Origin of the sequence: Brevundimonas sp. UBA5866 (assembly GCF_002432125.1) — a bacterium.
GTDB lineage: Bacteria > Pseudomonadota > Alphaproteobacteria > Caulobacterales > Caulobacteraceae > Brevundimonas.
In genome coordinates, this window is the sequence record NZ_DJFS01000045.1 from 1 (window position 1) to 24,570 (window position 24,570).

A 24,570-nucleotide genomic window follows, 5' to 3' on the forward strand; every position below is an offset into this window, starting at 1 on the left:
GTTGCTGCAGCAGCGGCTGCCGCTGCCTTGGTTGCGCTCGGACGAGCCGTGCGGAAAGTCGTGCGTGCCGGTTGCGACGGTGCCGCGCGGCCCGAAAGGCCCAGACGGTGCACCTTGCCGATCACGGCGTTGCGGGTCACACCGCCGCCCAGTGCCTTGGCGATCTGGGAGGCCGATTGACCTTCAAGCCACAGTTTCTTCAGAGCGCCTACGCGATCTTCGGTCCAGCCTGCGTTCATGCCACCCTCCAAGGGAAGTCGGATTCAATATCTTGTGTCGGAGGGCCGTAATTAGCGCTCCTGATTGGCGCCAATCGTAATTCACTGGTTAAAACACGCAATATGTGGAGATTCGGCTGTCCACAGAAACCAGATGTTGTATGGTTAATGTCCCGTTTTGACTCACTTTATTTAGTGTTCGTCTAACAACGGATATCTTGCGTAACAGCCTGACTGTGCGCATTTGGGCGATTATGACCATGCAGAACCCGTCAGAACCGACCGTTTCCACCCTTCACCAGCCGCGCCGTCACAGCGGACTGAACTGGGTGGGTATGCGCACGCTTTACCTGCGCGAAGTGCGCCGCTTCTGGAAGGTGGGTGCCCAGACGGTCGCGGCCCCTGTCGTCACGACGCTGCTGTACATGATGGTGTTCGTGGTCGCGCTTCAGGGCGCGCGTCCGCCGCTGCACGGCACGCCCTTTGCCGAGTTCGTGGCACCGGGGCTGATCATGATGGCCATCTTGCAGAACGCTTTCGCCAACGCCTCGTCCAGCCTGATCCAGGCCAAGATCATGGGCACGGCGACCGACTTCCTGACCCCGCCGCTCAGCCCGCTGGAACTGACCATCGGTTTCAGCCTGGGTGCCGCGACGCGCGGTATAGTGGTGGGTCTGGTGACGGCGATCTGTGTCCTGCCGTTTGCCAAGCTGGGCATCAGCAACATCCTGCTGATCGTCTGGTTCGGCCTGATGTCGTCGCTGCTGATGGGTATGGTCGGCGTGCTGGCCGGTCTGTGGTCTGAGAAGTTCGACCATCTTTCGGCGGTCCAGAACTTTGTCGTCATGCCTATGACCTTCCTGTCGGGCACCTTCTATCTGGTCGACAACCTGCCCGCGCCGTTTGACACCATCAGCCACTTCAACCCGTTCTTCTATCTGATCGACGGTTTCCGCGCGGGCTTCATCGGCAATGCCGAGAGCAATCTGATGGTCGGTGTCGCCATCAGCGGCATCCTGACGGTGGTGCTGGGCGTGATCTGCTGGATGGTGTTCAAGTCGGGCTGGCGTCTCAAGAGTTGAGACGCTAGCTATCTTACTGTTGCCGAGACGCGGTAACATACAGGGGAGATATGATATGTTGCTGCGTTCCGCGCTCGCGGGTTGTGCCGCTCTCGCGTTGATTGCCTCGGCCCAGTTGGCCCATGCAGAGACTTCGGCCGCGGGACAGGCGATAGAAAACGCTGCCCGCGCTCTGATCAAAACCTCCAACGCCGAGCGTCTGGAGGTGCTCAAGATCCAGCTATCCGAAGCGGGTATCGAATATACTCTTCAGACCTTTGAAGGCGGTAACCGCCAGACGGGGGCGATGGCGGGCACGAACATCGTCCTGACCTTCGGTGAGGGCCAGAAAGATCTGGTCATGACGGCCCACTATGACGCGGTTGTGCTGCGATCGGGGGGCTTCTCGCACGGCGTTGTGGACAATGCTGGCGGCACACTGGCCGTGGTGGAGGCGGCCAAGGCGCTCAAGGCCCATGCCGCGCACCTTAACCACCGCATCGTTGTGGTTCTGACCGATCAGGAAGAGCTGGGTCTGATCGGCGCTTCCAAATGGCTGGAGCAGGCAGACAGGACCCGTATCAATGCGGTCGTGAACGTTGATGTGGCTGCCTATGGCCGCACCGTCATGTTCGGTTTGAACAACGGCGAGCAGTCTGCCGGATTGGTCCGCATCCTGAGTACCCAATGCGCCGTGACGGCCACCGACTGCGAAGCCTTCCCGGTCTACCCGCCCAGCGATGACCGCGTGTTCAGCCGCGCCGGTATTCCGGTGCTGTCCTTGGGCATCCAGAACGCCATCGGTGCCCGCCAGATGTGGCTGGCCTTCAACGGTGGCGAGGATAACGGACTGCGCGAAGGTTTCGTGCCGGATGTTTTCCAGAACATCCACACCGATCAGGATACGATCGACAAGCTCAAGGGCGATGATGTCGCGGCTTTCTCGGAGTTCCTGACGGCTCTTGTCCGGCAGATCGACACCGAACTGGGACCGCGCTGACGTCGGTATGTGGGAACCTACAAAACCTGCATGCCTTCTGCTGCGGGTGTTGACTACGGTTCCCCTTCATCGGACAAGGCTAACACCCTTTTCAAGCGGTCCCGTCGCACCCTCGACGGGACCGTCTCTCATTTCAGGAGCTTGCCGTGTCCGGTCATCTGATGGGCGTTTACAATCGTGCACCGCTGGAAGTGGAGCGCGGCCAGGGTGTGCGACTGTGGGCCAAGGACGGTACCGAATATCTGGATTGCGTTTCCGGTATCTCGACCAATGCTCTGGGCCACGCCCATCCCAAGCTGATTGAAGCTCTGAAGACGCAGGCCGACAAGCTGTGGCACGTCTCGAACATCTACCGCATCCCGGGCCAGGACGAACTGGCCGACATGCTGTGCGAGAAGTCGTTCGCCGATGTGGTGTTCTTTGCCAACTCCGGCACCGAGGCCGTGGAATGCGCGATCAAGACCGCGCGCAAATACCACCACGCCAAGGGCAATGTTGAGCGCATCGACATCTATGGCTTCGACGGCTCGTTCCACGGCCGTACCTATGGCGGCATCAACGCTGCAGCCAACCCGAACTACACCGAGGGCTTCGGCCCGCCGATGCAGGGCTTCTTCCAGCTGAAGTGGGGCGACAAGGACGCCCTGACCAAGGCGTTTGAATCCCCGACGACCGCCGCCATCATCCTCGAGCCGGTCCAGGGCGAGGGCGGCTGCCGCGCCACGCCGGAAGAGGACCTGCGCTGGATGCGCGAGATGGCCGACAAGAACGGCGTCCTGATCATCTTCGACGAAGTCCAGTGCGGCATGGGCCGTACCGGCAAGCTGTGGGCCCATGAATGGGCAGGCATGACGCCGGATATCATGGCTGTGGCCAAGGCTCTGGGCGGCGGTTTCCCGATCGGGGCCTGCCTGGCCACCGCAGAAGCCGCTTCGGGCATGACCGCAGGCGCGCACGGCTCGACCTTCGGCGGCAACCCGCTGGCGATGGCTGTCGGCAAGGCGGCCTTCTCGATCATCTCGTCGGACGACATCCTGAACAACGTCAACGAGGTCGCGGGCTATCTGAAGCAGCAGTTCGCCGGTCTTCAGGAACGCTATCCGGACGTGATCGCCGAGGTGCGCGGCAAGGGCCTGCTGATGGGCCTGAAGCTGATCCCGAACAACCGCGACTTCATGGGCTGGGCCCGCGACGAGGCGCAACTGCTGGTGGCTGGTGGTGGCGACAACCTGGTGCGTATCCTCGCCCCGCTGAACATCACGCTGGACGAAGCCCGCGAGGCGGTCGAGCGTCTGGAAAAAACCTGCGAGTTCGCTCGCGCCCAAGCGTCCGCCTGATCGCGGCGACCGTAGTCAGTTATACGGAGACCAAGATGGTCCGCCACTTCCTCGACATCCACCGCCTGTCCGCCGAAGACCTGCGCGGCATTCTGGATGACGCCCACGCCCGCAAACAGGCCCGCAAGGGCTGGCCCAAGGGCAAGGTCGATGCCGATGCGCCTGCAAAGGACCGCGTTCTGGCGATGATCTTCGAGAAGAACTCGACCCGTACGCGCTTCAGCTTTGATGCCGCGATCCGCCAGCTGGGCGGCCAGGGCATCATCGCCAATGCGTCGGACATGCAGCTGGGCCGCGGCGAGCCGATCGAGGACACCGCCAAGGTCCTGTCGCGGATGGTCGATGCCGTGATGATCCGCGCCAACGACCATGAGGACGTCGAGCGCTTCGCCCGCGTATGCAACGTGCCGGTCATCAACGCCCTGACCGACCGTTCGCACCCGTGCCAGATTCTGGCCGACCTGCTGACGATCGAAGAGCATCTGGGCAATGTCGCGGGCAAGACGATTGCTTGGGTGGGTGACGGCAACAATGTCTGCCACAGCTTCATGCACGCGGCACCCAAGTTCGGCTTCAAGCTGCGCGTGGCCTGTCCGGCGGAATACCACCCCGACCTGCGCGATCTCGAAAAGGGCGGCGAGCATGTCTTCCTGACCAGCGATCCGGCCGAGGCCGTAAAGGGTGCCGACGTCGTCGTGACCGACACCTGGGTGTCGATGGGCGACAAGGACTATGAGGCCCGCCTTGCGGCGTTCGAGCCCTACACGGTCGATCAATCGCTGATGGATCAGGCCAATGACGGCGCGGTCTTCCTGCACTGCCTGCCCGCCCACCGCGGGGAGGAAGTCACCGACGAGGTCATCGATGGTCCGCAGTCGCTGATCTTCGACGAGGCTGAAAACCGCATCCACGCCCAGAAGTCGGTTCTGGCATGGTGCTTCGCCGGCTAGGGCAAGCTTTCAAGCAATGGATCGAGGGCCGGAGGGGAAACCTTCCGGCCTTTTTTCTTGCGGTCAGTAAGCGGGCGGTTGGGGGCCTGCACCGAACAGTCCTGCCAGATGTATCAGCAGCAGCATGGTCAGTGCGGCGCACAGCAGCATCAGAAAGCGCCACGGCATCATGCGCGGTGTGCTGCGCTTCAGATCCAGCGGCTGGGCACCGCGCCATGCGCAGATGCCACCGAAGACAATGCTGAAGACCAGAAGGATCAGGGTCGTGGACAAGCTCATGGTCACTGAGTTGGGCGAACAAATTTCTTTATGCAAGTCCCCAGTTGTGGGGCTGGCAAATCAGCAACCTTCTGTTAACCAAGGCGAGTACCGCTGCGCTCGGGTTGTCCGGCGTGGAAGGGGTTGGTGTCCAGATATTGTGGTTATCGGAATGTTTACACGCAAAATGTGGGCAGTTACCGTTGCCATACTGGGGCGGGAGACGAATCAGTGAGCGCAACGGCGCCTTGGAGCGTGAAGGGAATTGATCCCAAAGCCCGCGAGATCGCCAAGGATCTGGCGCGCCGTTCGGGCATGACGCTGGGCGAGTGGCTCAATTCCATGATCATGGACGGGCCGGACGACGACGGTGTTACGCCCCTTCCCCGCCGCAACGCTGTACCCGAGCCATATGACCGTCGCTCGCGCCAGCGCCGCCTTGATGATGCCTACGAAGACCAGGGCGACAATGCCGGACTGACGGCGATTGTCACCGAACTGGCGGAACGCCTTGAAGAAGCCGAGCGTCGCTCGACCTCTGCGATCCAGGGTATTGACCAGGCTGTCGCCAGCCTGATGCGCCGGATGGATTCCGTCCGCGACCAGGATAGCCAGCGCGAACGCCGCCTTGACGACATGGCCCGCGAACTGCGCGACGGTCATCAGCGGCTCAAGTCGCTGGAAGCCCGCGATCCGGCATCGGGCGATGACCTGCGCCTGCGTCTGGACCGCGCCGAGGATGCCACACGTCTGGCCCTTCAGGGACTGGAGCGTTCGTTCGCTGCACTGGATCAGCGTTTCGGGGCATTGGAAAACCGTTCCGCCCCGGATGGACGTCAACTGACGGCGCTGGCCGAAAGCCTCGGCCGCCAGATCGAAGCCAACCGTCAGGATATGCTGCGCCGTCTGGCGGAGTTGGGTGACAGAGCCCGCCTCGCCCGTGTGGAACAGACCCTTGATACACTGGTCCGCCAGACGGCTGCTGCAGAGCAGAAGTCTGCCCGCGCTGTCGAGGCGATGGGCCATGAGATCATGCGCATCGCCCAGAATATGAACGGGCGTATGCAGGCGGTCGAGCAGGCCTCCAACGCAAGCTCCCTCGATCAGCGGCTGGCCGAACTGGGCCGCGTACTGGATGAGAAGCTGGACCGCGAAATCGCGCGTCACGCCGAAACGGTCGATAGCCGTCTCAACCGCCAGGAAGACCAGCATGCTCTGGCGCTGGAGCGGTTGGGTGGCGAGATCACACGTATTTCCGACCGTCTGTCGGAGCGTATCTCCCAGACCGAGCGTCGCTCGTCTCAAGCCATCGAAGATATCGGTCGCCGTCTGGCCGAGAGCAGCGAAAAGCTGGAGCGTCGCTCCGAGGATGTCTCGGGTGAAATGGCGGAGCGTATCCGCCAGAGCGAGGAGCGCACCCGCCGCCTGCTGGAAGAGGCCAAGGAAGTTCGCGCCCGCCGCGAGGCCGCGGCACAGCATGCTGCGCCGCGCCTGACTTCGGCGGCACCGCCCGCAACCGATTTCGACGATGTGCCGGAATTTGTGTCCGAAGCCTCGCCGGCGGTTTCCCTGTTCGGCGCAGTCCCAACGGACGAGTGGTTGCCGCAGCAGGCAGAACCGAGCGACTGGCGTGCCTCGGCCCTGTCGGCCAAAGGCATGGATGCACCGCTGCCCGATGCGCAGGCGACGCCGGGATGGGCGGACACCGTGGCCGCTGAAATGGCCGTGGAGCCTTTCCCGTCCCACGATGATATGCGCCCCTTCGGCAGCCTCGAGGATGATCTGGAAAGCGACGATCCGGTGCTGAAGGCCGGTAGCGATCAAGCCGAAGAACCGCAGGACTTTCCTTCGATCTTCGCTTCCTCTGAGCATGACGCGTTGGCCGCACGTCTGGAACAGGACGGGGCGGCTCCTGTTGGACCGACCACTGAAGAAACAGCGGCTGACGACCTGATCTTCGGTCCACCGATCCCGTCAGATCAGGAAACCGAAGCACAGGTCACGACCGGCGAAGGCAATGACTTCTTCGACGGCAGCGCTGCGGGCGACAGCGAGAACGATCGGAACGACGCGCCATTGACGACGCGCGATGCGATCGACCAGGCCCGTGCGGCCATCGCCGACGACGATGTCGAGACCGCACCGCGCAAGACGTTCGGCCTGTCCAAACTGCGCAAGAAGGGCGGCACCTCTGCCCTTCAGCAGAAACTGGACCGCAAGGCCGCACGCGACGGCTCCACCTTCGGGCAGGCGCTCAAGGTTTCGGCCCTTGCCATGCTGGTGGTCGGCGGTGGTGGCTATGGCACGCTGAAGCTGCTCAAGGATCAGGATATCGCGCTCGACTTCGGTCAGGCTCCGGCCAAGGCACAGCAGCCGGCACAACCGATGGCGGCACTGGCACTGGATATGGCACCGACTGATGCTGTGCCCTCCCAGGATGTGGCCTCTACCGAGGGCGCGGCCATTTTTGCCCGTGCTGTGACCCTGATCGAAAACGGGGACCCTACGGGTCTGGAGCCGATGCGCCGCGCCGCAGAGCTGGGCTATGTTCCGGCGCAAATGCGCCTTGCTGCCCTGTACAGCGAAGGCGGACCAGGCATCGAACCCGACGCCGTAGAAGCGCGTGAGTGGGTGCGCCGTGCGGCCGAAGCCGGTGAGCCCAAGGCCATGCAGCACTACGCGACCCAGCTGTATGATGGCACGGGTGGCGAGCGTGACGAAAAGCTGGCCCTGTACTGGATGCGCAAGTCGGCGGAAGCCGGGCGCGTCGATAGCCAGTTCAACGTCGCCCACCTCTATGAAAAGGGCGTGCGCGGTGTTCCGGCCAATAAGGTCGAGGCCTTCACCTGGTATATGATCGCGGCCCGCCGCAGCGATCAGGAAGCCCTGAAAGCCGTACAGCGTCTGACGCCCGAACTGACCGATGCGCAGCGCAAGACAGCGCGCGAAGCGGCAGATAATTTCGCGGTTCAGCCCGTCTCCTGACGGTCCTTTAGTCAAGGGTAGGGGGTGGTCACTAGGCCGCCCCTTGGCTAAAGCCTTAGGGAGTCAAAGTGTTCAAGCGGCACTGCCTGCCGTCCCTTGCTTAACCGAAGGCGCGTACAGTGGATATTTATCTGCCGATCGCCGAAGTTTCGGTGAACTGGCCGCTCCTAATGTTGTTGGGAGCGACAGTGGGCTTTGTCTCGGGTCTGTTCGGGATCGGCGGGGGCTTTCTGATGGCCCCCATCCTTGTCTTCATGGGTATTCCGCCGACGGTGGCCGTGGCCAGCCAGGCCAGCCACGTCGTCGCCTCCTCGACCTCGGGCGTCATCCGCTACACCATGATGAAGGGCGTCGATTACAAGATCGGCGGCATCATGGCCGTGGGCGGTGTGCTGGGTGCCCTCGTCGGGGTTGAGCTGTTCCGCTACCTGCGCCTTTTGGGGCAGGCCGATCTGGTGGTGGCGGTTTCCTATCTGATCTTCCTTGGCTCCATCGGCTCGATGATGGTGTTCGAGAGCCTGACGAAAATCCTTCAGCGCGTGCGGGGCGAGACGCCGCCGCGCAAGGAGCGCCGTCGCCCGATGTGGCTGTACGGCCTGCCGCTGCGCATGCGTTTCCCGCGCTCGGGCCTGTACATTAGCGCCATCCCGCCGTTCGGTCTGGGGGTGTTCGCGGGTGTCCTGTCGGCCATCATGGGCGTGGGCGGCGGCTTCATCCTCGTGCCGGCCATGCTTTACATCCTGCGGATGAAGGCCAGTGTGGTCGTGGGTACCAGCCTGTTCCAGATCATCATCACCACGGCCATCACCACCATCCTGCAGGCGGGGCGCAACCAGACGGTCGATATCGTCCTGTCGATGATCCTGCTGCTGGGTGGGGTGGTCGGTGCCCAGTATGGCGCGCGCCTGTCGGGCCGTTTCCGGGCTGAAGAAATGCGCGCGGCGCTGGGGCTGATCGTGCTGCTGGTGGGTATCCAGATGGGGCTGGAACTGTTCGTTCGCCCCAGCGAGCTGTTCGTCATCGCGCCGGGTGTGGGGTGATGGTGTTTCAGGAACTTCCCCCCGAGCCGCCTGCCATCGTCGAGACGCTCCCCGCGCCCGAACAGAGCATCGACACGGCCCGCGAGGTGCGCGTCGCCGCCGCCCTGACCGATGCCCAGATCAAGGTGGACACCCGTTTCAGCGGGGCCTCCATCGTGCTGTACGGGGCCGTGTTCAATCCAACAGATACGCCAACCGATGTGGTGCTGGTGGTACGCGGACCGGACGAGACTGTGCGTCTGGTGAAAAAGACCCGCCACAACGGCGTCTGGCTGAACAGCCGCCCGGTGGTGTTCGAAGGGGCCCCCGGCTTTTACATGACGTCATCGACACGTCCGCTGACGGATGTGACGGACTTCGGCCAGTTGCGCCGTCTGGGTGTGGGGGTGGACCACCTACGGATCAATGCGCCGGATGAGGCCACGACCGTCACCCGCTATGGCATCCGCGATGTGGTCATCAGCCGTCTGGGCGAGGACTATCTGGACTGGCGCCGCGCCGTGATCCGGCTGAAGGAGGCGGCGGGCCTCTATCGAGCCAATCCGCAGGGCGTGCGTTTTGTCGATCGCGGCCTGTTCCGCGCCGAGGTCGATCTGCCCGCCACCGCGCCGACGGGCACCTATTACGCCGAGGTCTGGCTGTTTCAGGAGGGGGCACCGATCTCGGTGTCCAACATGACCCTGACGGTCGAGAAGGTCGGGCTGGAGCGGCGCATCTACCAGTTCGCGCATCGCCAGCCGTGGATGTACGGCGTGCTGTGCGTGCTGATCGCGATGGCGGTCGGCTATGCGGCCTCGCGCATCTTCCGCAACCGCTAACCCCTCAAGCAACGAGCAACCGCGTCGCGGACGATAGGGGACGCTCCCCCTTCCAGCAGCATGCGACTGCGCGGCGCACGATTGGTACAAACGCCCTCAAGCAGCGAGCGACCGCGTCGCGAGCGATAGGGCACTAAAAAAGGGCGACCCGACGGGCCGCCCTTTTCCATGTTTACCTTTCGGCGTCTCTCAGGCTCAGGCAGCCTTCGAGAACTTGCCGTAGAAGGTCTCGCCAGCGGCCGCCATGTCGCGCAGCAGTTGCGGCACTTCAAAGCGCGGGCCGTAGGTCTTGGCCAGACGGTCGGCGGTTTCGACGAACTTGGCCACACCGATCTGGTCGATGAAAGTGATCGGACCACCCGACCACGGCGCGAAGCCCCAGCCGAGGATGGCACCCAGGTCGCCTTCACGCGGATCGTCGATCACGCCTTCCGCCCAGCAGCGCGCCACTTCGACGGCCTGACGGTACAGCAGACGGGTCTTGATCTCTTCGACGGTGTCGAACGCTTCCGGCGTTTCGCCAAAGCCTTCGGTCTTGGTGACCGGAGCCAGCTCGGCCAGACCCGGCCAGATGACCTTGGGCTTCTGGTCGTAGTCGTAGAAGCCCTTGCCGTTCTTGCGGCCATAGCGACCACCTTCGACCATCTTGGCGACGATGTCTTCACCAGCCGACGGGACGTAGGCATCGCCCAGATCTTCGCGGGTCTGCTTGGCGATCTTGTACGACAGGTCCAGGGCGACGTCGTCGTGCATTTCCAGCGGACCGCGCGGCATGCCGGTGGCACGGCCGATGTTGTCGATGGCGACCGGCGAGAAGCCTTCTTCCAGCAGCGCCATGCCTTCCATCAGATAGGTCGAGAAGCAGCGCGAGGTGTAGAAGCCGCGGCTGTCGTTGACAACGATCGGGGTCTTCTTGATCTTCAGGACGTAGTCCAGAGCCTTGGCCAGAGCCTCGTCGCTGGTCTTTTCGGCCATGATGATCTCGACCAGCATCATCTTGTCGACCGGCGAGAAGAAGTGGATGCCGATGAAGTCCTCAGGGCGGACCGAGGCCTCGGCCAGACCGGTGATCGGCAGGGTCGAGGTGTTCGAGCCGAAGATCGCGCCCTTTTCGAGCTGGGCTTCGGCGTTCTTGGTGACGGTGGCCTTGATCTCGCGGTTTTCGAACACGGCCTCGATCACCAGGTCCGAGCCCTTGATCAGGTCGTAGTCGGTGGTCGGGATGATCAGCGACAGGATGCCGTCAGCCTTCTCTTGGGTCATGTGACCACGCGAGACGCGCTTCTGGATCAGGTCCACAGCGTACTGCTTGCCCTTCTCGGCGGCTTCCTGATTGGTGTCGATCAGGATGGTTTCGATACCGGCCATGGCCTGGACGTAGGCGATGCCCGCACCCATCATGCCTGCGCCGATGACGGTGACCTTCTTCGGGTCCGACTTCGGAACGCCAGCCGGACGCACGGCACCCTTGTCCAGTTCCTGCTTGGACAGGAACAGCGAGCGGATCATGGCCTGAGCCTGCGGGGTCATCAGGGTCTTGATGAAGTAGCGGGTCTCGATACGCAGACCGGCATCCATCGGAACCTGAACGCCCTCATAGACGGCCTTCATCATGTTCAGCACGGCCGGATAGTTGCCGTACGAGTTCTTGCGCAGGATGGCGTTGCCCATGATGAACACCTGGGCACCAGCGGGGTGGTAAGGACCGCCACCCGGGATCTTGAACTTGGGTTCATCCCACGGCTGGACAGCCTTGCCGCCGTTCTTGATCCAGGTCTTGGCCGCTTCGACCGACTGGCCGATTTCGACCACTTCGTGCACGACGCCAGCCGACTTGGCGTCGTTCGGACGCCACGACTTGCCTTCGGCCATCTGCATCAGGGCGGTCTGGACGCCGATCAGACGGGTCAGACGCTGGGTGCCGCCGCCGCCCGGGAACAGGCCGACCTTGATTTCCGGCAGACCCAGTTGGATCTTCGGATTGTTCTCCACGACGCGATAGTGGCAGGCGAGGGTAAACTCGAGGCCGCCACCGAGGGCGAGGCCGTTGATGGCCGCAGCCACCGGCTTGCCGCAGGTTTCGAGAGCGCGGAAGGCACCGTTCAGCGCCCAACCGGCGTCGAACGCCGATTGCAGGTCGCCAGCACCCGACAGCATGCCCGAAGCCATGTCGCCGAGGTCGGCACCGGCGCAGAAGCCCGATTGTTTGCCCGAGGTGAGGACAACGCCCTTGATGGCGTCGTCGGTCTGGATCTTTTCGACCAGCTGCGGGATCTCTTTGATCACGGAGCCGGTCAGGGTGTTCATCGAACGGCCCGGGACGTCGAAGGCAACGACGGCGATACCGTCGGTATCGATTTCGATCTTGAAGTTTTCCATAGTCATTCGCTCCTAGATCAGACGCGTTCGATCACGGTGGCGGTACCCATGCCGCCGCCGATGCAAAGGGTGGCCAGAGCCGTCGACTTGTCCGAGCGTTCCAGCTCGTCAAGCACGGTGCCGAGGATCATGGCACCGGTCGCGCCCAGCGGGTGGCCCATGGCGATGGCGCCGCCGCAGACGTTGATCTTGTCATGCGGGATGTCGAGGGCCTGCATGTAGCGCAGGACCACAGCAGCAAAGGCTTCGTTCAGTTCATACAGGTCGATGTCGGCAACCGACATGCCCAGCTTGGCCAGAAGCTTGCGGGTGACCGGTTCCGGACCGGTCAGCATGATCGACGGTTCCGAACCGATCGATGCACCGCCGAGGATCTTGGCGCGCGGCTTCAGGCCAAGGGCTTCGCCCATTTCCTTCGAGCCGATCAGCACGCCGGCGGCACCGTCAACGATGCCCGAGGAGTTGCCCGGGGTGTGAACGTGGTTCACGCCGGCGACTTCGGGGTAGCGTTGGTTGATCACGGCGTCGAAGCCCATGCCGCCCATCATGGTGAAGGACGGGTTCAGGCCCGCGAGGGTCTGCATGGTGGTGTTCGGACGGATGGTTTCGTCGCGGTCCAGACGCGTCAGGCCCAGCTGGTCCTTGACGGCCACAACCGACTTGGCGAAGCGCTTCTCTTCCCACGAACGGGCGGCGCGCTTGTGCGATTCAACCGAATAGGCGTCCACGTCGTCGCGGCTGATGCCGTACTTCGAGGCGATCATGTCCGCGGACACGCCCTGCGGCACGAAGTAGGACGGGAAGGCTGCCGACGGATCGGTCGGCCACGCGCCGCCGTCCGAGCCCATCGGGACGCGGCTCATGGCTTCGACGCCACCGCCGATGGCCATGCCGGCTTCGCCCGACTTCACCTTGGCAGCGGCAACGTTCACGGCTTCGAGGCCCGAGGCGCAGAAGCGGTTCAGCTGGAAGCCAGCGGTTTCCTGCGAGTAGCCGGCAGCCAGAACGGCCGTGCGGGCAATACAGGAGCCTTGCTCGCCAACCGGCGACACCACGCCCATGACAACGTCGTCGACCTTGGAGGTGTCGAGGTTGTTACGGTCGCGCAGGGCTTCCAGAACCTGGGAAGCCAGGCTCAGCGCCGTGATTTCGTGAAGGCTGCCGTCTTTCTTGCCCTTGCCGCGCGGGGTCCGCACGGCGTCGTAGATATAGGCCTCGGCCATCTGGTGCGTCTCTCTTTTATGTTCGTGTTCCCAGCTGCCCTTAGGACAGATGGGGATACGGTTATGGTTCTGCGACCTGTGCCGTGCCGCGAAACGGCAGACACAGATCGAGAAGCTCGAGCCTAGAAAACCGACGTTTACGTCAACGTCAAGTAACAAGGCGCGTGAGACACATAAGATCGCAGCGACATAATGACAATAGTGTCAGTATGTCGCTGCGTGTCCAGGCTTAGCGGGCCAGTCGAACCAGCTTGCCGTCTTCCTCGTCGGTGATCACCCAGACGGCCCCGTCGGCAGCGACGGCGACATCGCGGATACGCGAGCCAAGGCCGGTCAGAAGGCGCTCCTCGCCGACGACCCGGTTGTTTTCGATCACCAGGCGAACCAGGTGTTTGCCGCCCAGACCGGCGATCAGGGCATTGCCCTTCCACTCGGGGAACATGCTGCCTTCATAGAAGGTCATGCCGCCCGGTGCGATCACGGGGTCCCAGTAATAGACGGGCTGCACGGTGCCTTCGGCGGCCGTCTCCATGCCAGGGATCGGTTGGCCGTTATATTCGATGCCGTATCCGGCAATCGGCCAGCCATAGTTGCTGCCCGCTTGGATGAGGTTCAACTCGTCGCCGCCGCGCGTGCCGTGCTCGATGGTCCAGACCGCGCCCGTGCCCGGCTGGATGGCGATGCCCTGCGGGTTGCGGTGGCCGTAGGTGAAGTTGTGCGGCAATGCCCCTTCACGGCCCACGAACGGATTGTCCTGCGGTACCGAACCGTCGGCGTTGATGCGGACCACCTTGCCGTGGTGGGTGCCGAGGTTCTGGGCGTCCGGGCGCTTGGGCTTGTCCGAACGCTCGCCGATGGTGATGTACAGCTTGCCGTCCGGCGCGAAGGCTAGCGACGAGCCATAGTGTTTGTCGCCGTCATAGGTCTGGGCGACCTCGAAGATCACCTGCAGGTTTTCCAGCTTGGTATTGTCGTCCGACAGGCGGGCGCGGGCGACGGCGGTGCCGTTACCGCCTTGGCGCGGTTGGGCATAGGAGAAGTAAACCAAACGGTCCTGACCGAAGGTCGGGCTGAGGATCACATCCAGCAGACCGCCCTGACCCTTGGCATCGACCGCCGGAACACCCGCGATGGGCGCGCCGATCCGGCCTTCACTGCTGACGATCCGTAGGCGGCCGGGCTTTTCGGTCACCAGCCAGTTGCCGTCCGGCAGCAGGGCCAGACCCCACGGGTTTTCCAGACCCGATGCCACGACCGTATTGGTCAGCGTGCCTTGGGTGGCTACGCCCGGAGCGCGGGTCTGGCCCTCGAAGGCGGGTTTCTGGTCGGGATTGTTAGGCTGGCGGTTTTCAACGGGCTGGCCCGCCACGGTAGGTGTCTCGGAGGTTTGGCCTGTCGCCCCGCAAGCGGTGGTCAGGGCCATAATGGAGGCTGCAGCCAACAGGAGGGGAATGCGCATCTAAGATTCTCTTTCGAAGCTTTGGTCCGGGTGACCTGTGCGTTCAGGTGACGTTTGTTATGTGAAGAAGGTCAGCATGTTTAAGCAATTTCTGCGTTTAACCGCTTGAACCAAATCGTACTCGGCGATATAGGCACCGCTCTCGCGGCGGAAGACAACGGGTCATCCGGTCGCGGAGCCTTCACGGCTCGGGTTGTTTACGACCCAAGGTGTGGAATGGTTGGGTAGCTCAGATGGTTAGAGCGGTGGATTCATAACCCACAGGTCGGCGGTTCGATCCCGCCTCCAACCACCACCTCCTTCCTCGAAAAACATGTCGTAGCCGAGGCTTATGCCTCCGCTTGAAGGCGCGCTCTGCGCGCTGTAGCCCTTGATCGTAGTGATGGAGGGTATTGTGTGGTTTGGGGCTAGTATCGCTGACTGGATTCAGGCGCTTTCTGGACTTCTCGCTGTAGCGGCTGCGTTTGTGGCGGTCTGGGCGACATTTGCGATTTTCAAAAAACAGTCAGAAGCGGACATTGCCCGCGAGCAGGCTGCTAGTGAAGCGCACGAGCGGCGCGAGCAGGCTATAATCGAGGCTCGGTTACAGGCTGCCAAGGTCATCATCGAGAACAGCACAAAGGCCGTCAGTCGCGCCAATACGAAGTTAAGCCGCTCAGGGAAGTCGGGATTTCATCTGGGCAATATACCAGCGACCGAAGATGACATCCTGGATTGCCACAACATCCTGCAATCTTTGGATGTCTTGGCCTTACCTTCGGCAGACATTGTCACACGCGTGATACGGGCGCGATACTGGGTGCTGACGGCTTTGCGTAGAACCCAGTTGATACGGCGAGTGCTCGAAGCGGGTGAAGATATTGGTTCGGCGAATGTTGAGTTCAAAACGCCGTTGAATGAACTAACCAGACTTGCGGACTTTTCGGTCCCCATTGATTGATTAGACAGCCAGGACGCCGAGATGTTCGAGCAGGATCTTGGTGCCCAGCAGGATCAGCGCGATACCGCCGACGATTTCGGCCGCGCGGCCCAGTTTGGTGCCTGCGAATTTGCCGATCAGCATGCCCAGGGTGGCAAGGCAGAAGGTGGTTGCGCCGATGGCGGCGGCGATGACCCAGATATTGGCTCCCAGAAACGCCAGACCAATCCCTACGGCACCGGCGTCGATAGAGGTGCCGACAGCGGTGGCGATCAGGGTCAGAAGGCCGCGCTTGCGCGGGGCTTCTTCCTCGTCTTCATCGGCCCCATCACGGGTCAGGCCCTCATGGAGCATCTTCCCGCCGACCGCGCCCAGAAGCGCAAAGGCGATCCAGTGGTCGATCGCTTCGACCAGTCCTGCAGCGATCAGGCCGATGCCAAATCCGACCAGAGGGGTAATGGCCTCGATGATACCGAAGACCATGCCCTGACGCAGGGCTTGCGGCACCGTCGGCCGGTGCTGGGCACCGCGGCCGATGGCAGCAGCAAATGCATCGGCGGACATGCTGAGTGACAGCACGGCAATGGCGATAGGCGACATCATGAAACAAATTACAGGGCCGGACGCGTGACAGCACACCCCGGGCGCAGGCCGGCTCGGCCCCCGAGGACGTGCTGGTCTCGCTAGGCGGAAAATCCGCTGATCGCGCCATGCCTTTCGGCAAGTGTGTTGACACGATCCCGACTGAGGGATGTCGGCAGCTACTCCCCAACGGGCGGGTGTCTATACCGTGTTTCCGCGCCCATCAAGGCCACCCGACCAGTGGCGTAGGCGACAAACCCTCCTATCTGTGATACACGCCCGCCCTTATCCCCCTTACGCCGTAGGATTTTTTGGCCGTGAGCATCACGCTGGACCTCTCGCGCACTGTCGCATCGAAAGCCCCCGTCAACCTGTCCGGTCTGACGCGCGAGGGCCTGCGTCAGGCGCTGATCGACGGCGGCATCTGCCCGCCGGAGAAGGCCAAGATGCGCGCCACTCAGGTCTGGCGCTGGATCCACCACTATGGCGTGACTGACTTCGCCCAGATGAGCGATGTGGCCAAGGAAACCCGCGCCAAACTGGCCGAGACCTTTGTGCTGGACCGCCCCGAGGTGGTCGAGCGTCTGGTGTCCAAGGACGGCACCCGCAAATGGCTGATCCGCATGGGGCCGGGTATCGAGGTCGAGACCGTCTATATCCCCGACGTGGGCCGTGCGGGCGCACTGTGTGTCTCGTCTCAGGTTGGCTGCACGCTGAACTGCACCTTCTGCCACACGGGCACGCAGAAGCTGGTGCGCAACCTGACCGCCGCCGAAATCGTGGCGCAGGTTCAGGTTGCCCGTGACGACCTCGAGGAATGGCCCTCGCCCAAAGAAGACCGCCGCCTGTCCAACATCGTCTTCATGGGCATGGGCGAGCCGCTCTATAACCTCGACAACGTCTCGGACGCGATCGACATCATTTCGGACGGTGAGGGCATTGCCATCTCGCGTCGCCGCATCACGGTTTCGACCTCGGGCGTGGTGCCGAAGATTCCGGAACTGGGCGAGCGCACCGGCACCATGCTGGCCATCAGCCTGCACGCCACCAACGACCCGCTGCGCGACAAGCTGGTGCCGCTGAACAAGAAATATCCGCTGGAACAGCTGATGGCGGCCATCCGCGCCTATCCGGGCCTCGGTAACTCCAAGCGCGTCACGTTCGAATACGTGATGCTGAAGGGCGTCAACGACAGCCCTGACGAAGCCCGCGCCATGTGCAAGCTGATTTCCGGCATTCCGGCCAAGATCAACCTGATCCCGTTCAACCCGTGGCCGGGTACCGACTATGAATGCTCGGACTGGAAGGCGATCGAGACGTTTGCCGCCATCCTGAACCGTGCGGGCTACGCCTCGCCGATCCGCACGCCGCGCGGCCGCGACATCCTCGCCGCCTGCGGTCAGCTGAAGTCGGAATCCGAGAAGAAGCGCGCCAGCGCCCTTCGTCAGGAACAGCAGGCGCAAGCTGAGGTTCAGGTCGAAGCTTCCGACGCAGCCTGAGACCGCGTGTAACCCAAAAGCCAGTGCCGATATGGCGGCCCAGCGGCGTGTGGACGACCAGTAACGATCAGCAACAAGTCGTTGCAAGAATTGGCCATGCGTAATGCGGCCAAGGCTTGTCCAAATGTATTTAGGCGGGCAAGTCAGTTATAAGTTGTATTAGCGCTACGGCTCGAGGGGCCTTTCCGTAACCGATGACTACGTCCAACGTCACAGATGTGCTTTCGAGCCCAGAGGTGCAGGCTTTTGCCAACGGCTTCCCTGTGATGATGCTGCATCTGCTGATCACACTGGGTCTTCTGGTTGTTGCCTCGACGGTTTACGCCCTGCTGACACCGTGGCGCGAGGTACACCTGATCCGTCAGGGCAATGTGGCGGCGGCGACCGGCTTTGGCGCTGTCCTGATCAGTCTGGCCATTCCGTTGGCCGTGTCGCTGTCCGTTTCGGACTCCATCCGTGACATTGTGATCTGGGGCGTTGCGACCATTGTGCTGCAACTGCTGGTGTTCCGTGTGGTCGATCTGTTGCTGACGGGCCTGCCCCAGCGCATCGAACGCGGCGAGGTTTCCGCAGCCATTGTTTTGGCGGGCGCCAAGCTGGCCACGGCACTTGTCATTGCCGCATCACTGACGGGCTGAGGTCGCAGCCGTGCGTCTGCCCCTGCCTGACTGGTTGATCTATAGCTCGGTCATCGGGGTGATCCTGATTGCCTCGCTCAGCCGTGGGGAAAAGGCCAACGTACCGGCGGGGGAGCAACCGCCCGTATCCGAGAACACGACCGAGCTTCTGGGCCCGATCACGCCTTTTGATCCCACGGTGGTCGTGGAATCCGACAATGATGCGCGCCCGCAAATGGGCACGGCTTTTTCAATCGCGGACGATGGGCGCTGGATCACTGCCCGCCACGTGGTCGAGGGCTGCCGCCAGCCGGCGTTGATCATCGACAAGAACCGTGCCCTGGCGGCGGACGTACGTCTGGCGGCCAAGACCGATGTGGCGATGCTGTTGACTGACGGTGGCCCGCCAGCCCTGCCCCTGGCCCCAGAAGAGCCGTTATACAAGGGCCAGCGCGCCTTCCACCCCGGCTATCCCCAGGGCAAGGCCGGAGAGGTCGCATCGCGCCTGATCGGACGTGAGACGCTGAAAGTGCGTGGGCGCAACAACTATGACGAGCCGGTGCTGGCGTGGGCCGAGTCCGGTCGCACCACAGGACTGGATGGCACGCTGTCGGGCCTGTCCGGGGCGCCGGTCATCGACCGCCGGGGGCGTGTTCTGGGGGTAACGATCGCGGAGTCGCCGCGCAGGGGCCGTATCTACACGACGGCCCCCAGCAGCTTTGTCGCTGCCGTCGGCTCGCACAGAGGGCGTGAAGCCGACGGATTGGGACAGGTGGTGACGACGCGCAACTATGGTGCGGTCGCCGACCAGCTGAGGCGCGACCTGCGCGTGGCACAGGTCGTCTGCCTCGCCGTCTGAGGTCTAGCGCAGCGTCGAGCTGTCCAGATTCAGATCCGTGGCGTTGATGACCTCAACGTTCGGATACTTCTCGCGCACCTTGTCCAGGAACAGGGCGGCATTGCCGGTGATGACGATATTGCTGCGGTTTGCCGGGATCTTGTCGGCAAAGGCGGCACGGACGTCTTCGGGCGACAGTTGGCTCAGGCGCGTCGCATAGGTCGACAGGTCGCTGAGCGGCAGATCATAGGCCGCCAGATCGGCCACCAGAGCCGCCAGACCCGTTACGCTTTCCAGATTGCGGCCAAAGCCGCCGCTCAGAATGGCGCGACGCGGGCTGAGTTCGGTCTCGGGGGCAGCGGTCTCGCCCATCTTGGCCAGTTCGGCGACCAGGAGCTCGGCCACTTCGGCTGCGGTCTCGTTCTTGGTCTGGGTCGAGGCGCGGAACATGCCGCCAACGGTCTGGGCACCGACATCGGACCACACGCCATAGCTCAGGCCGCGCTTGATGCGGATTTCCTGATTGAGGCGCGAGGTATAGCTGCCACCCAGCAGGGTGTTGCCCAGATCCAGCGCAAGGAAGGAGTCATCATTGCGCGGCACGCTGCGTTGCGACACCGTCACTGCGGCCTGACCGGCATCGGGCAGGTTGATGACCACGACGCGTGGCTCGGCCTGGTTCGGTGCCACAGCCACCTTGGCCGGTGCGGCGTTGCTTTGGGCGCGCCAGTTGCCAAAGGCCTGCTCGGCCAGACGGCGGGCGCTGGCTTCGGTCACATCACCGGCAAAGGTAAGCACCACCTGGTCCGGGCGCATATAGGTGTCGTGATAGCGAACCAGATCGTCGCGGGTCACATTGTTCAAAGAGCGCTCTGACGGCACATTGCCATAGGGCGTGCCTGCAAAGTTCAGGCGCACCGTGGCCATGCTGGCCAGCGAGCTGGGCTGGTTCAGCGAGATACGCAGGTTGTCCAGCGTCTGCAGGCGCTGGCGGTCCAGTTCCTCGGGCGAGAAGGCCGGATCGATGACAAGCTGCGACGCCAGACCGATGGCCTGATCGAACACATTGGTCGGGCTCATGACGTACACCGAGATGAAGTCATCATCTGAATTGGCGTTGAGCACGGCACCCAATTGCTCGATCTGGGTGGCCACCTGCGGGGCGCTCAGACGGTTGGTGCCCTGCGTCAGCAGCTTGGCGACCAGCTCTGCCGTGCCGGACTTGCCTTCCGGATCGGACGAGGAGCCGTTCTTGAAGGTCAGGCTGGCGGCGAGCAGCGGCAGGCCCGGCTTGGGAGCCACGACCACGCGCATGCCGTTGTCGAGCTTGAACTCGGTGACCGACGGGGTAGCCGGAATGATGTCGGCAGCCGGTTGCGGGATCCGGGCGCGCTGGCCTTCCGGCTTCAGAACCGACGGCGTGCCAGCCGGAGCCAGATCATCCACCTTGACCGGGGCGGTCATGTTGATGGTCTGGGGCGTTTCCGGATGGGCCTCGTCGGCGGCCTTATAGCGCAGCGTGACCTGACGCTGCGGCGTCAGATACTGGTTGGCGACGCGCTGGATATCGGCAGCGGTAACCTGCTGGATCTTCTGGATCTGTGTGTCGGCGGTGGTCGGGTCATTGGTGCGGATCAGCGCCCAGCCCAGCGCGCTGGCGCGGCCTTGGGCACCCTCACGCGAGCGCAGGGTGCTGAACACCAGCTCGTTCTTGGCCTCGACCAGTTCGGCTTCGGACACCGGCGAGGTGCGCAGACGCTCGAACTCGCGCTCGATCAGCGCCTTGCCGTCCTCGGCCGTCTTGCCGTCCGACAGGATGGCGAAGGTGTTGAAGGTACCGGCCTGTTGGTTGACGTCGGAGCTGGCGTCTACTTCTGAGGCGGCTTGGGCGTCATAGACGAGCGACTTGTACAGCCGGCTGCTTTCGCCCGTGGACAGGATGCCGGCCAGTACCGACAGGGCCGGCGTATCCGGATGGCTGGCCGGAACCGTGTGCCAGCCGACAAAGATGCCTTCCAGCGGCACGTTCGGCGCATAGATGACGCGGTCCTTCGGGCCTGTCATTTCCGGTTCGGTGACATTATTGGCCGGGATCGGGGTGGCCCCCTTTTTCAGCGGGCCGAAATACTGGTCCACCCAACGGTCGAGCTGGGCCTGGTCGAAATTGCCGTCAACAATCAGGATGGCGTTGTCAGGGCGGTAATAGGTGCTGTGGAAACGGCGCACTTCTTCAACCGTGGCCGCTTCCAGCTCTTCGATCGAGCCGATCGTCGGGCGACGATAGGGATGCTCGGTGTAGAAGGCTTCGGAGACGAACAGGCCGAACAGGCGGCCATAGGGGCTGGCCAGAACACCCTGGCGGTATTCTTCCTTCACGACGTCGCGTTCGGATTTGAAGTTCTCCTCGTCGACGACCAGCGTGCCCATGCGGTCCGCTTCGGCGAACAGGATGCGCTCCAGATGGTTCGCCGGAACCACGGCGTGATAGGCGGTCACGTCGGAAGAGGTGAAGGCGTTGTTATAGCCGCCGACATCTTCGGTCAGGCGGTCAAAGGTTTCGTTCGGGACGTTTTCCGTCGCCTTGAACATCAGGTGTTCGAACAGGTGGGCAAAGCCCGAACGGCCCGAGGGGTCGTCCTTGCCACCCACGCGGTACCACATGTGAACCGCCACGCTGGCGGTGCCGGAGTTCGGTCTCGAATAGACTTCGAGGCCATTGGCGAGCACCCGTCGCGTATAGCCCAGCGGCGGCACCGTTACCGTCGAGGTCGCCTGGGTTGCGGCAGCAGGGACGGCGGGGACGGGTGTGGCAAGGGCAGGAACCGCTGTGCTGAGAGCCAGAACCGAGGCGGCAGCGCAGAAAAGGTGGCGGGTCTTCATGGACCACTCCAGGTTGTAAGTACTAGCGGACACGACTCAATGCCTGAACCTTGGAATTCGCACCGCCCCTTAAGGTAAAATTTTTTGAAGCCTGCCGGTTTAGTTATTGAATACCCGCACCTCTATCCGGCCTTCCGAATCCAGCCAGGCGCGTTTCATGCCCTGGCTGTTATAGGGGTCGGCAATGTTGCCGTTGCGGTCCAGAGCGATCAGGCCGCCGTCGCCACCCATCTGGCCAATGCGATCAATCGTGGCTTGAGCGGCTTTTTGTAAAGGCTGGCCAGCCGAAACGGCGATGGCGGTGCGGGCAGCCGCAGCCGCGCGGATGAAGTATTCGCCCTGGCCGGTGCAAGACACAGCAGCATCGCCGTCAGCCCACGTCCCTGCGGCGGGAATGGGTGTGTCGCCGACCCGGCCCGGCATCTTGCCGAAAACACCGGCGGTCGAGGTGGCCGCAGCCAACCTGCCTTGGGTATCCAGAACACAGACGCCCACCGTGCCGTGGCTGAGCGTACCGGGCGGGTGGTTGTCCTCGCCCTTGCCTGCGCGGGTGTACCAATTGTCGGGATCGGTGACGGGTTCCAGCGCTTGCTCTCGCGCAAAACGGGCGGCACCACTGCCCGCCAGCATGACGTGCGGGGTCCTGTCCATTACGGCACGGGCAGCCACCACCGGATTGCGGAAACCCTGCAAGGCGGCAACGGATCCGGCCTTTTGAGTGTCGCCGCACATGATGCTGGCATCCAGCTCGTACTCGCCTGCCAGATTGGGCGATGCGCCGCGCCCGGCGACATAGAGGCCGGAATCTTCGAGCATCACAACGGTTTCGACGGCGACGTCCAGCGCGGATGCCCCGTCTTCGAGCCGTGCCTTCATCGCCTCCACCACTTCGCGCATGTGAACGATCTCGCGATCATAGTTGCGCTCGCGGCGGGCACCTGCGCCGCCGTGCAGGATCAAAGCGGGACGGACCATGAATGCTCCTAAAACGGTGTTAGGCCTCTAGGCAGGAGCCTATGGCGTGCATTAGCGTCTGGATTGTGTCGGCCAAGCCGTTGGGGAGCGAAGTAGTATCCATGCGCGCAGTTTTGTCCAAGAGCCCGGGTGGTCCGGAAACGCTAGTTGTAGAAGACGTCATGGATCCGACGCCCGCCAAGGGCGAGGTCGTGATCGAGGTTAAGGCTGTCGGCATCAACTATCCGGATGCCCTGATCATCGAGGATCGCTACCAGTTCAAGCCCGAGCGGCCTTTCTCGCCCGGTGCCGAGGTTGCTGGCGTGGTGGATGCGGTCGGCGAAGGCGTCAAGGGCGTCCGCCGCGGTGACCGTGTGATTGCCGTTCCCGGATGGGGCGGTCTGGCGGAACGTATCGCCGTCAGGGCCGACCAGCTGATCCCCATTCCCGATGGCATGGATTTCCAGACGGCCGCGGCCTTCATCATGACCTATGGCACCTCCTATTATGCCCTCAAGGACCGCGCCAATCTGCAGCCGGGCGAAACCCTTCTGGTTTTGGGGGCCGCCGGTGGCGTAGGCGCTGCGGCGGTCGAGCTGGGCAAGGCTATGGGCGCTCGCGTGGTCGCGGCAGCCTCGACCAATGACAAGGTAGAGTTCGCGCTGGAACTGGGCGCTGACAACGGGCTCATCTATCCCTCCGGTCCGATGGACAAGGCCGCGCAAAAGGAACTGGCCGGAGAGTTCAAACTGGCCACGGGGCGCGATGGTGCCGATGTGGTCTATGATCCCGTCGGTGGGGATTATGCGGAACCGGCGCTGCGGGCGATGGACTGGAACGGCCGGTATCTGGTGGTCGGCTTTCCGGCCGGCATACCCTCGCTGCCGCTGAACCTGACCCTGCTCAAGTCAGTGTCCGTTGTCGGTGTGTTCTGGGGGGCGGCGGTGATGCGTGATCCTGCCGGGCATGCGGCCAATATGAAGGCGCTCATGGCCTACTATGCGGAAGGCCGTATCAAGCCTCGCATCTCGGGCGTCTTCCCGCTGGAGCGTGCCGCCGATGCGATCAAGGCGCTGAACACGCGTTCGGCTATGGGCAAGATTGTGGTTGTGACCGAGGACTAGGCTTCGGTCTCGGCTGACGGGTCCGCCCTGAGTTTTTCAAGCGTCTGACGTGCCCTGTCATAGTGTCTGTCCTTGATGCTGGCCCCGAAGGTGGCCAGCACCGCCGCCAGAACAGCGGCGTCATCACTGAAGCCGACAACGGCGAACACATCGGGGATGGCATCGACCGGCATGACGAAATAGGCCAGTGCACCCAGCAGCATGGCCTTGGCGCGAAATGGCGTTTCAGGATCCTGTGTTGCGTACCATGCAGCGATGGCCTGCTTTGCAAACGGCACGCGTGAGGCCACACGGCGCATTTTTGGCCAGAAATCGCGTTTCACGTGCATCGCATTCGTTCTATGGACCACGGGCACAAGAGCCTTTGCTGGATCGATGGCATCCTGTGGGGATGCCGCTTTGGTTTTTGCGGGCATAACCGCTAAATCC

General features: G+C 62.9%; 21 protein-coding genes, 1 tRNA gene and 1 riboswitch. Of the genes, 13 read left to right on the forward strand and 9 right to left on the reverse strand.

The annotated features are described in order from the left end of the window. The coding region (locus B3H86_RS05205) for a GcrA family cell cycle regulator (RefSeq protein WP_292051673.1) at positions 1-239 on the reverse strand (239 nt) is incomplete at its 3' end. A gap of 239 nt (positions 240-478) precedes the next feature. Here B3H86_RS05205 and B3H86_RS05210 point away from each other — a divergent pair. From B3H86_RS05210 to argF, 4 genes are all read left to right on the forward strand, one after another. Next, positions 479-1,300, forward strand: a complete 822-nt coding sequence (locus B3H86_RS05210) for an ABC transporter permease (RefSeq protein ID WP_292051731.1) — start codon at positions 479-481, stop codon at positions 1,298-1,300. Positions 1,301-1,355: 55 nt separating this feature from the next. After that, on the forward strand, positions 1,356-2,279 hold the full coding sequence (locus B3H86_RS05215) for a M28 family metallopeptidase (protein ID WP_292051675.1): 924 nt from the start codon (positions 1,356-1,358) through the stop codon (positions 2,277-2,279). A 161-nt stretch (positions 2,280-2,440) separates the two neighbouring features. Then, positions 2,441-3,616 (forward strand): aspartate aminotransferase family protein, encoded by a 1,176-nt coding sequence (locus B3H86_RS05220; protein ID WP_292051732.1) that lies wholly within the window; start codon positions 2,441-2,443, stop codon positions 3,614-3,616. 35 nt (positions 3,617-3,651) lie between these two features. Next, entirely contained in the window at positions 3,652-4,566 is a 915-nt protein-coding gene (gene argF, locus B3H86_RS05225) for an ornithine carbamoyltransferase (protein WP_292051677.1), read from the forward strand. A gap of 63 nt (positions 4,567-4,629) precedes the next feature. Here the strand turns inward: argF and B3H86_RS05230 are convergent, their stop codons facing one another. After that, complete coding sequence (locus B3H86_RS05230) at positions 4,630-4,845, reverse strand: hypothetical protein (protein ID WP_292051680.1); 216 nt, start codon at positions 4,843-4,845, stop codon at positions 4,630-4,632. A gap of 210 nt (positions 4,846-5,055) precedes the next feature. On the opposite strand from B3H86_RS05230, the gene B3H86_RS05235 reads away from it, so the two are divergent. The 3 genes from B3H86_RS05235 (at position 5,056) to B3H86_RS05245 (ending at position 9,667) form a co-directional block, all read left to right on the forward strand. Beyond that, positions 5,056-7,809: a hypothetical protein gene (locus B3H86_RS05235; RefSeq protein ID WP_292051684.1), complete on the forward strand. Its 2,754-nt coding sequence runs from the start codon at positions 5,056-5,058 to the stop codon at positions 7,807-7,809. Positions 7,810-7,928: 119 nt separating this feature from the next. Continuing rightward, positions 7,929-8,849, forward strand: coding sequence for a sulfite exporter TauE/SafE family protein (locus B3H86_RS05240; protein ID WP_292051687.1), 921 nt, complete (start codon positions 7,929-7,931; stop codon positions 8,847-8,849). After that, positions 8,849-9,667 carry a TIGR02186 family protein gene (locus B3H86_RS05245; protein ID WP_292051690.1) on the forward strand — a complete coding sequence of 273 codons (819 nt, stop codon included), beginning with the start codon at positions 8,849-8,851 and terminating at the stop codon, positions 9,665-9,667. Before B3H86_RS05240 ends, B3H86_RS05245 begins: the two co-directional genes overlap by 1 nt. 195 nt (positions 9,668-9,862) lie before the next feature. Here the strand turns inward: B3H86_RS05245 and B3H86_RS05250 are convergent, their stop codons facing one another. The 3 genes from B3H86_RS05250 to B3H86_RS05260 all read right to left on the reverse strand — a co-directional run bounded on the left by B3H86_RS05250 (position 9,863) and on the right by B3H86_RS05260 (position 14,728). After that, positions 9,863-12,046, reverse strand: coding sequence for a 3-hydroxyacyl-CoA dehydrogenase NAD-binding domain-containing protein (locus B3H86_RS05250; RefSeq protein WP_292051733.1), 2,184 nt, complete (start codon positions 12,044-12,046; stop codon positions 9,863-9,865). Between the two features lie 17 nt (positions 12,047-12,063). Further along, on the reverse strand, positions 12,064-13,269 hold the full coding sequence (locus B3H86_RS05255; RefSeq protein WP_292051692.1) for an acetyl-CoA C-acetyltransferase: 1,206 nt from the start codon (positions 13,267-13,269) through the stop codon (positions 12,064-12,066). A gap of 229 nt (positions 13,270-13,498) precedes the next feature. Further along, positions 13,499-14,728: a PQQ-dependent sugar dehydrogenase gene (locus B3H86_RS05260; protein ID WP_292051693.1), complete on the reverse strand. Its 1,230-nt coding sequence runs from the start codon at positions 14,726-14,728 to the stop codon at positions 13,499-13,501. 218 nt (positions 14,729-14,946) lie between these two features. Between B3H86_RS05260 and B3H86_RS05265 the strand changes: the two genes are divergently transcribed. Together B3H86_RS05265 and B3H86_RS05270 are read left to right on the forward strand one after the other, a co-directional pair. Further along, a tRNA-Met gene (locus tag B3H86_RS05265) sits at positions 14,947-15,023 on the forward strand. Positions 15,024-15,098: 75 nt separating this feature from the next. Next, complete coding sequence (locus B3H86_RS05270; RefSeq protein WP_292051694.1) at positions 15,099-15,668, forward strand: hypothetical protein; 570 nt, start codon at positions 15,099-15,101, stop codon at positions 15,666-15,668. Here B3H86_RS05270 and B3H86_RS05275 read toward each other — a convergent pair whose 3' ends face one another. Further along, positions 15,669-16,250 (reverse strand): manganese efflux pump MntP family protein, encoded by a 582-nt coding sequence (locus tag B3H86_RS05275; protein WP_292051695.1) that lies wholly within the window; start codon positions 16,248-16,250, stop codon positions 15,669-15,671. A 2-nt stretch (positions 16,251-16,252) separates the two neighbouring features. Continuing rightward, positions 16,253-16,429: riboswitch (yybP-ykoY riboswitch) on the reverse strand. A gap of 117 nt (positions 16,430-16,546) precedes the next feature. On the opposite strand from B3H86_RS05275, the gene rlmN reads away from it, so the two are divergent. The 3 genes from rlmN to B3H86_RS05290 all read left to right on the forward strand — a co-directional run bounded on the left by rlmN (position 16,547) and on the right by B3H86_RS05290 (position 19,204). After that, on the forward strand, positions 16,547-17,728 hold the full coding sequence (gene rlmN / locus B3H86_RS05280; RefSeq protein ID WP_292051696.1) for a 23S rRNA (adenine(2503)-C(2))-methyltransferase RlmN: 1,182 nt from the start codon (positions 16,547-16,549) through the stop codon (positions 17,726-17,728). Positions 17,729-17,922: 194 nt separating this feature from the next. Then, on the forward strand, positions 17,923-18,366 hold the full coding sequence (locus tag B3H86_RS05285) for a DUF350 domain-containing protein (RefSeq protein WP_292051697.1): 444 nt from the start codon (positions 17,923-17,925) through the stop codon (positions 18,364-18,366). A gap of 10 nt (positions 18,367-18,376) precedes the next feature. Continuing rightward, a complete protein-coding gene (locus B3H86_RS05290; RefSeq protein ID WP_292051699.1) occupies positions 18,377-19,204 on the forward strand; it encodes a S1 family peptidase in 828 nt (275 codons plus the stop codon). A gap of 3 nt (positions 19,205-19,207) precedes the next feature. Here the strand turns inward: B3H86_RS05290 and B3H86_RS05295 are convergent, their stop codons facing one another. Next, on the reverse strand, positions 19,208-22,063 hold the full coding sequence (locus B3H86_RS05295; protein WP_292051700.1) for a M16 family metallopeptidase: 2,856 nt from the start codon (positions 22,061-22,063) through the stop codon (positions 19,208-19,210). A 99-nt stretch (positions 22,064-22,162) separates the two neighbouring features. Further along, positions 22,163-23,038 carry an isoaspartyl peptidase/L-asparaginase family protein gene (locus tag B3H86_RS05300; RefSeq protein WP_292051702.1) on the reverse strand — a complete coding sequence of 292 codons (876 nt, stop codon included), beginning with the start codon at positions 23,036-23,038 and terminating at the stop codon, positions 22,163-22,165. A gap of 101 nt (positions 23,039-23,139) precedes the next feature. On the opposite strand from B3H86_RS05300, the gene B3H86_RS05305 reads away from it, so the two are divergent. Then, positions 23,140-24,141 (forward strand): NADPH:quinone oxidoreductase family protein, encoded by a 1,002-nt coding sequence (locus B3H86_RS05305; RefSeq protein WP_292051704.1) that lies wholly within the window; start codon positions 23,140-23,142, stop codon positions 24,139-24,141. Here B3H86_RS05305 and B3H86_RS05310 read toward each other — a convergent pair. After that, the gene (locus tag B3H86_RS05310; RefSeq protein ID WP_292051707.1) at positions 24,138-24,557 is read right to left on the reverse strand and encodes a YkvA family protein; all 420 of its coding nucleotides are present in this window, start codon (positions 24,555-24,557) and stop codon (positions 24,138-24,140) included. The two genes, B3H86_RS05305 and B3H86_RS05310, sit on opposite strands and share 4 nt — an antisense overlap. Between the last annotated feature and the right edge of the window lie 13 nt (positions 24,558-24,570).

Bases quoted from the DNA above. Each gene is read 5' to 3' on its own strand.
- B3H86_RS05210 (WP_292051731.1), top strand. From the start codon at position 479: ATGCAGAACCCGTCAGAACCGACCGTTTCCACCCTTCACCAGCCGCGC.
- B3H86_RS05215 (WP_292051675.1), top strand. From the start codon at position 1,356: ATGTTGCTGCGTTCCGCGCTCGCGGGTTGTGCCGCTCTCGCGTTGATT.
- B3H86_RS05220 (WP_292051732.1), top strand. From the start codon at position 2,441: ATGGGCGTTTACAATCGTGCACCGCTGGAAGTGGAGCGCGGCCAGGGT.
- argF (WP_292051677.1), top strand. From the start codon at position 3,652: ATGGTCCGCCACTTCCTCGACATCCACCGCCTGTCCGCCGAAGACCTG.
- B3H86_RS05230 (WP_292051680.1), bottom strand. From the start codon at position 4,845: ATGAGCTTGTCCACGACCCTGATCCTTCTGGTCTTCAGCATTGTCTTC.
- B3H86_RS05245 (WP_292051690.1), top strand. From the start codon at position 8,849: ATGGTGTTTCAGGAACTTCCCCCCGAGCCGCCTGCCATCGTCGAGACG.
- B3H86_RS05250 (WP_292051733.1), bottom strand. From the start codon at position 12,046: ATGGAAAACTTCAAGATCGAAATCGATACCGACGGTATCGCCGTCGTT.
- B3H86_RS05255 (WP_292051692.1), bottom strand. From the start codon at position 13,269: ATGGCCGAGGCCTATATCTACGACGCCGTGCGGACCCCGCGCGGCAAG.
- B3H86_RS05260 (WP_292051693.1), bottom strand. From the start codon at position 14,728: ATGCGCATTCCCCTCCTGTTGGCTGCAGCCTCCATTATGGCCCTGACC.
- B3H86_RS05275 (WP_292051695.1), bottom strand. From the start codon at position 16,250: ATGATGTCGCCTATCGCCATTGCCGTGCTGTCACTCAGCATGTCCGCC.
- B3H86_RS05285 (WP_292051697.1), top strand. From the start codon at position 17,923: ATGACTACGTCCAACGTCACAGATGTGCTTTCGAGCCCAGAGGTGCAG.
- B3H86_RS05295 (WP_292051700.1), bottom strand. From the start codon at position 22,063: ATGAAGACCCGCCACCTTTTCTGCGCTGCCGCCTCGGTTCTGGCTCTC.
- B3H86_RS05300 (WP_292051702.1), bottom strand. From the start codon at position 23,038: ATGGTCCGTCCCGCTTTGATCCTGCACGGCGGCGCAGGTGCCCGCCGC.
- B3H86_RS05305 (WP_292051704.1), top strand. From the start codon at position 23,140: ATGCGCGCAGTTTTGTCCAAGAGCCCGGGTGGTCCGGAAACGCTAGTT.
- B3H86_RS05310 (WP_292051707.1), bottom strand. From the start codon at position 24,557: ATGCCCGCAAAAACCAAAGCGGCATCCCCACAGGATGCCATCGATCCA.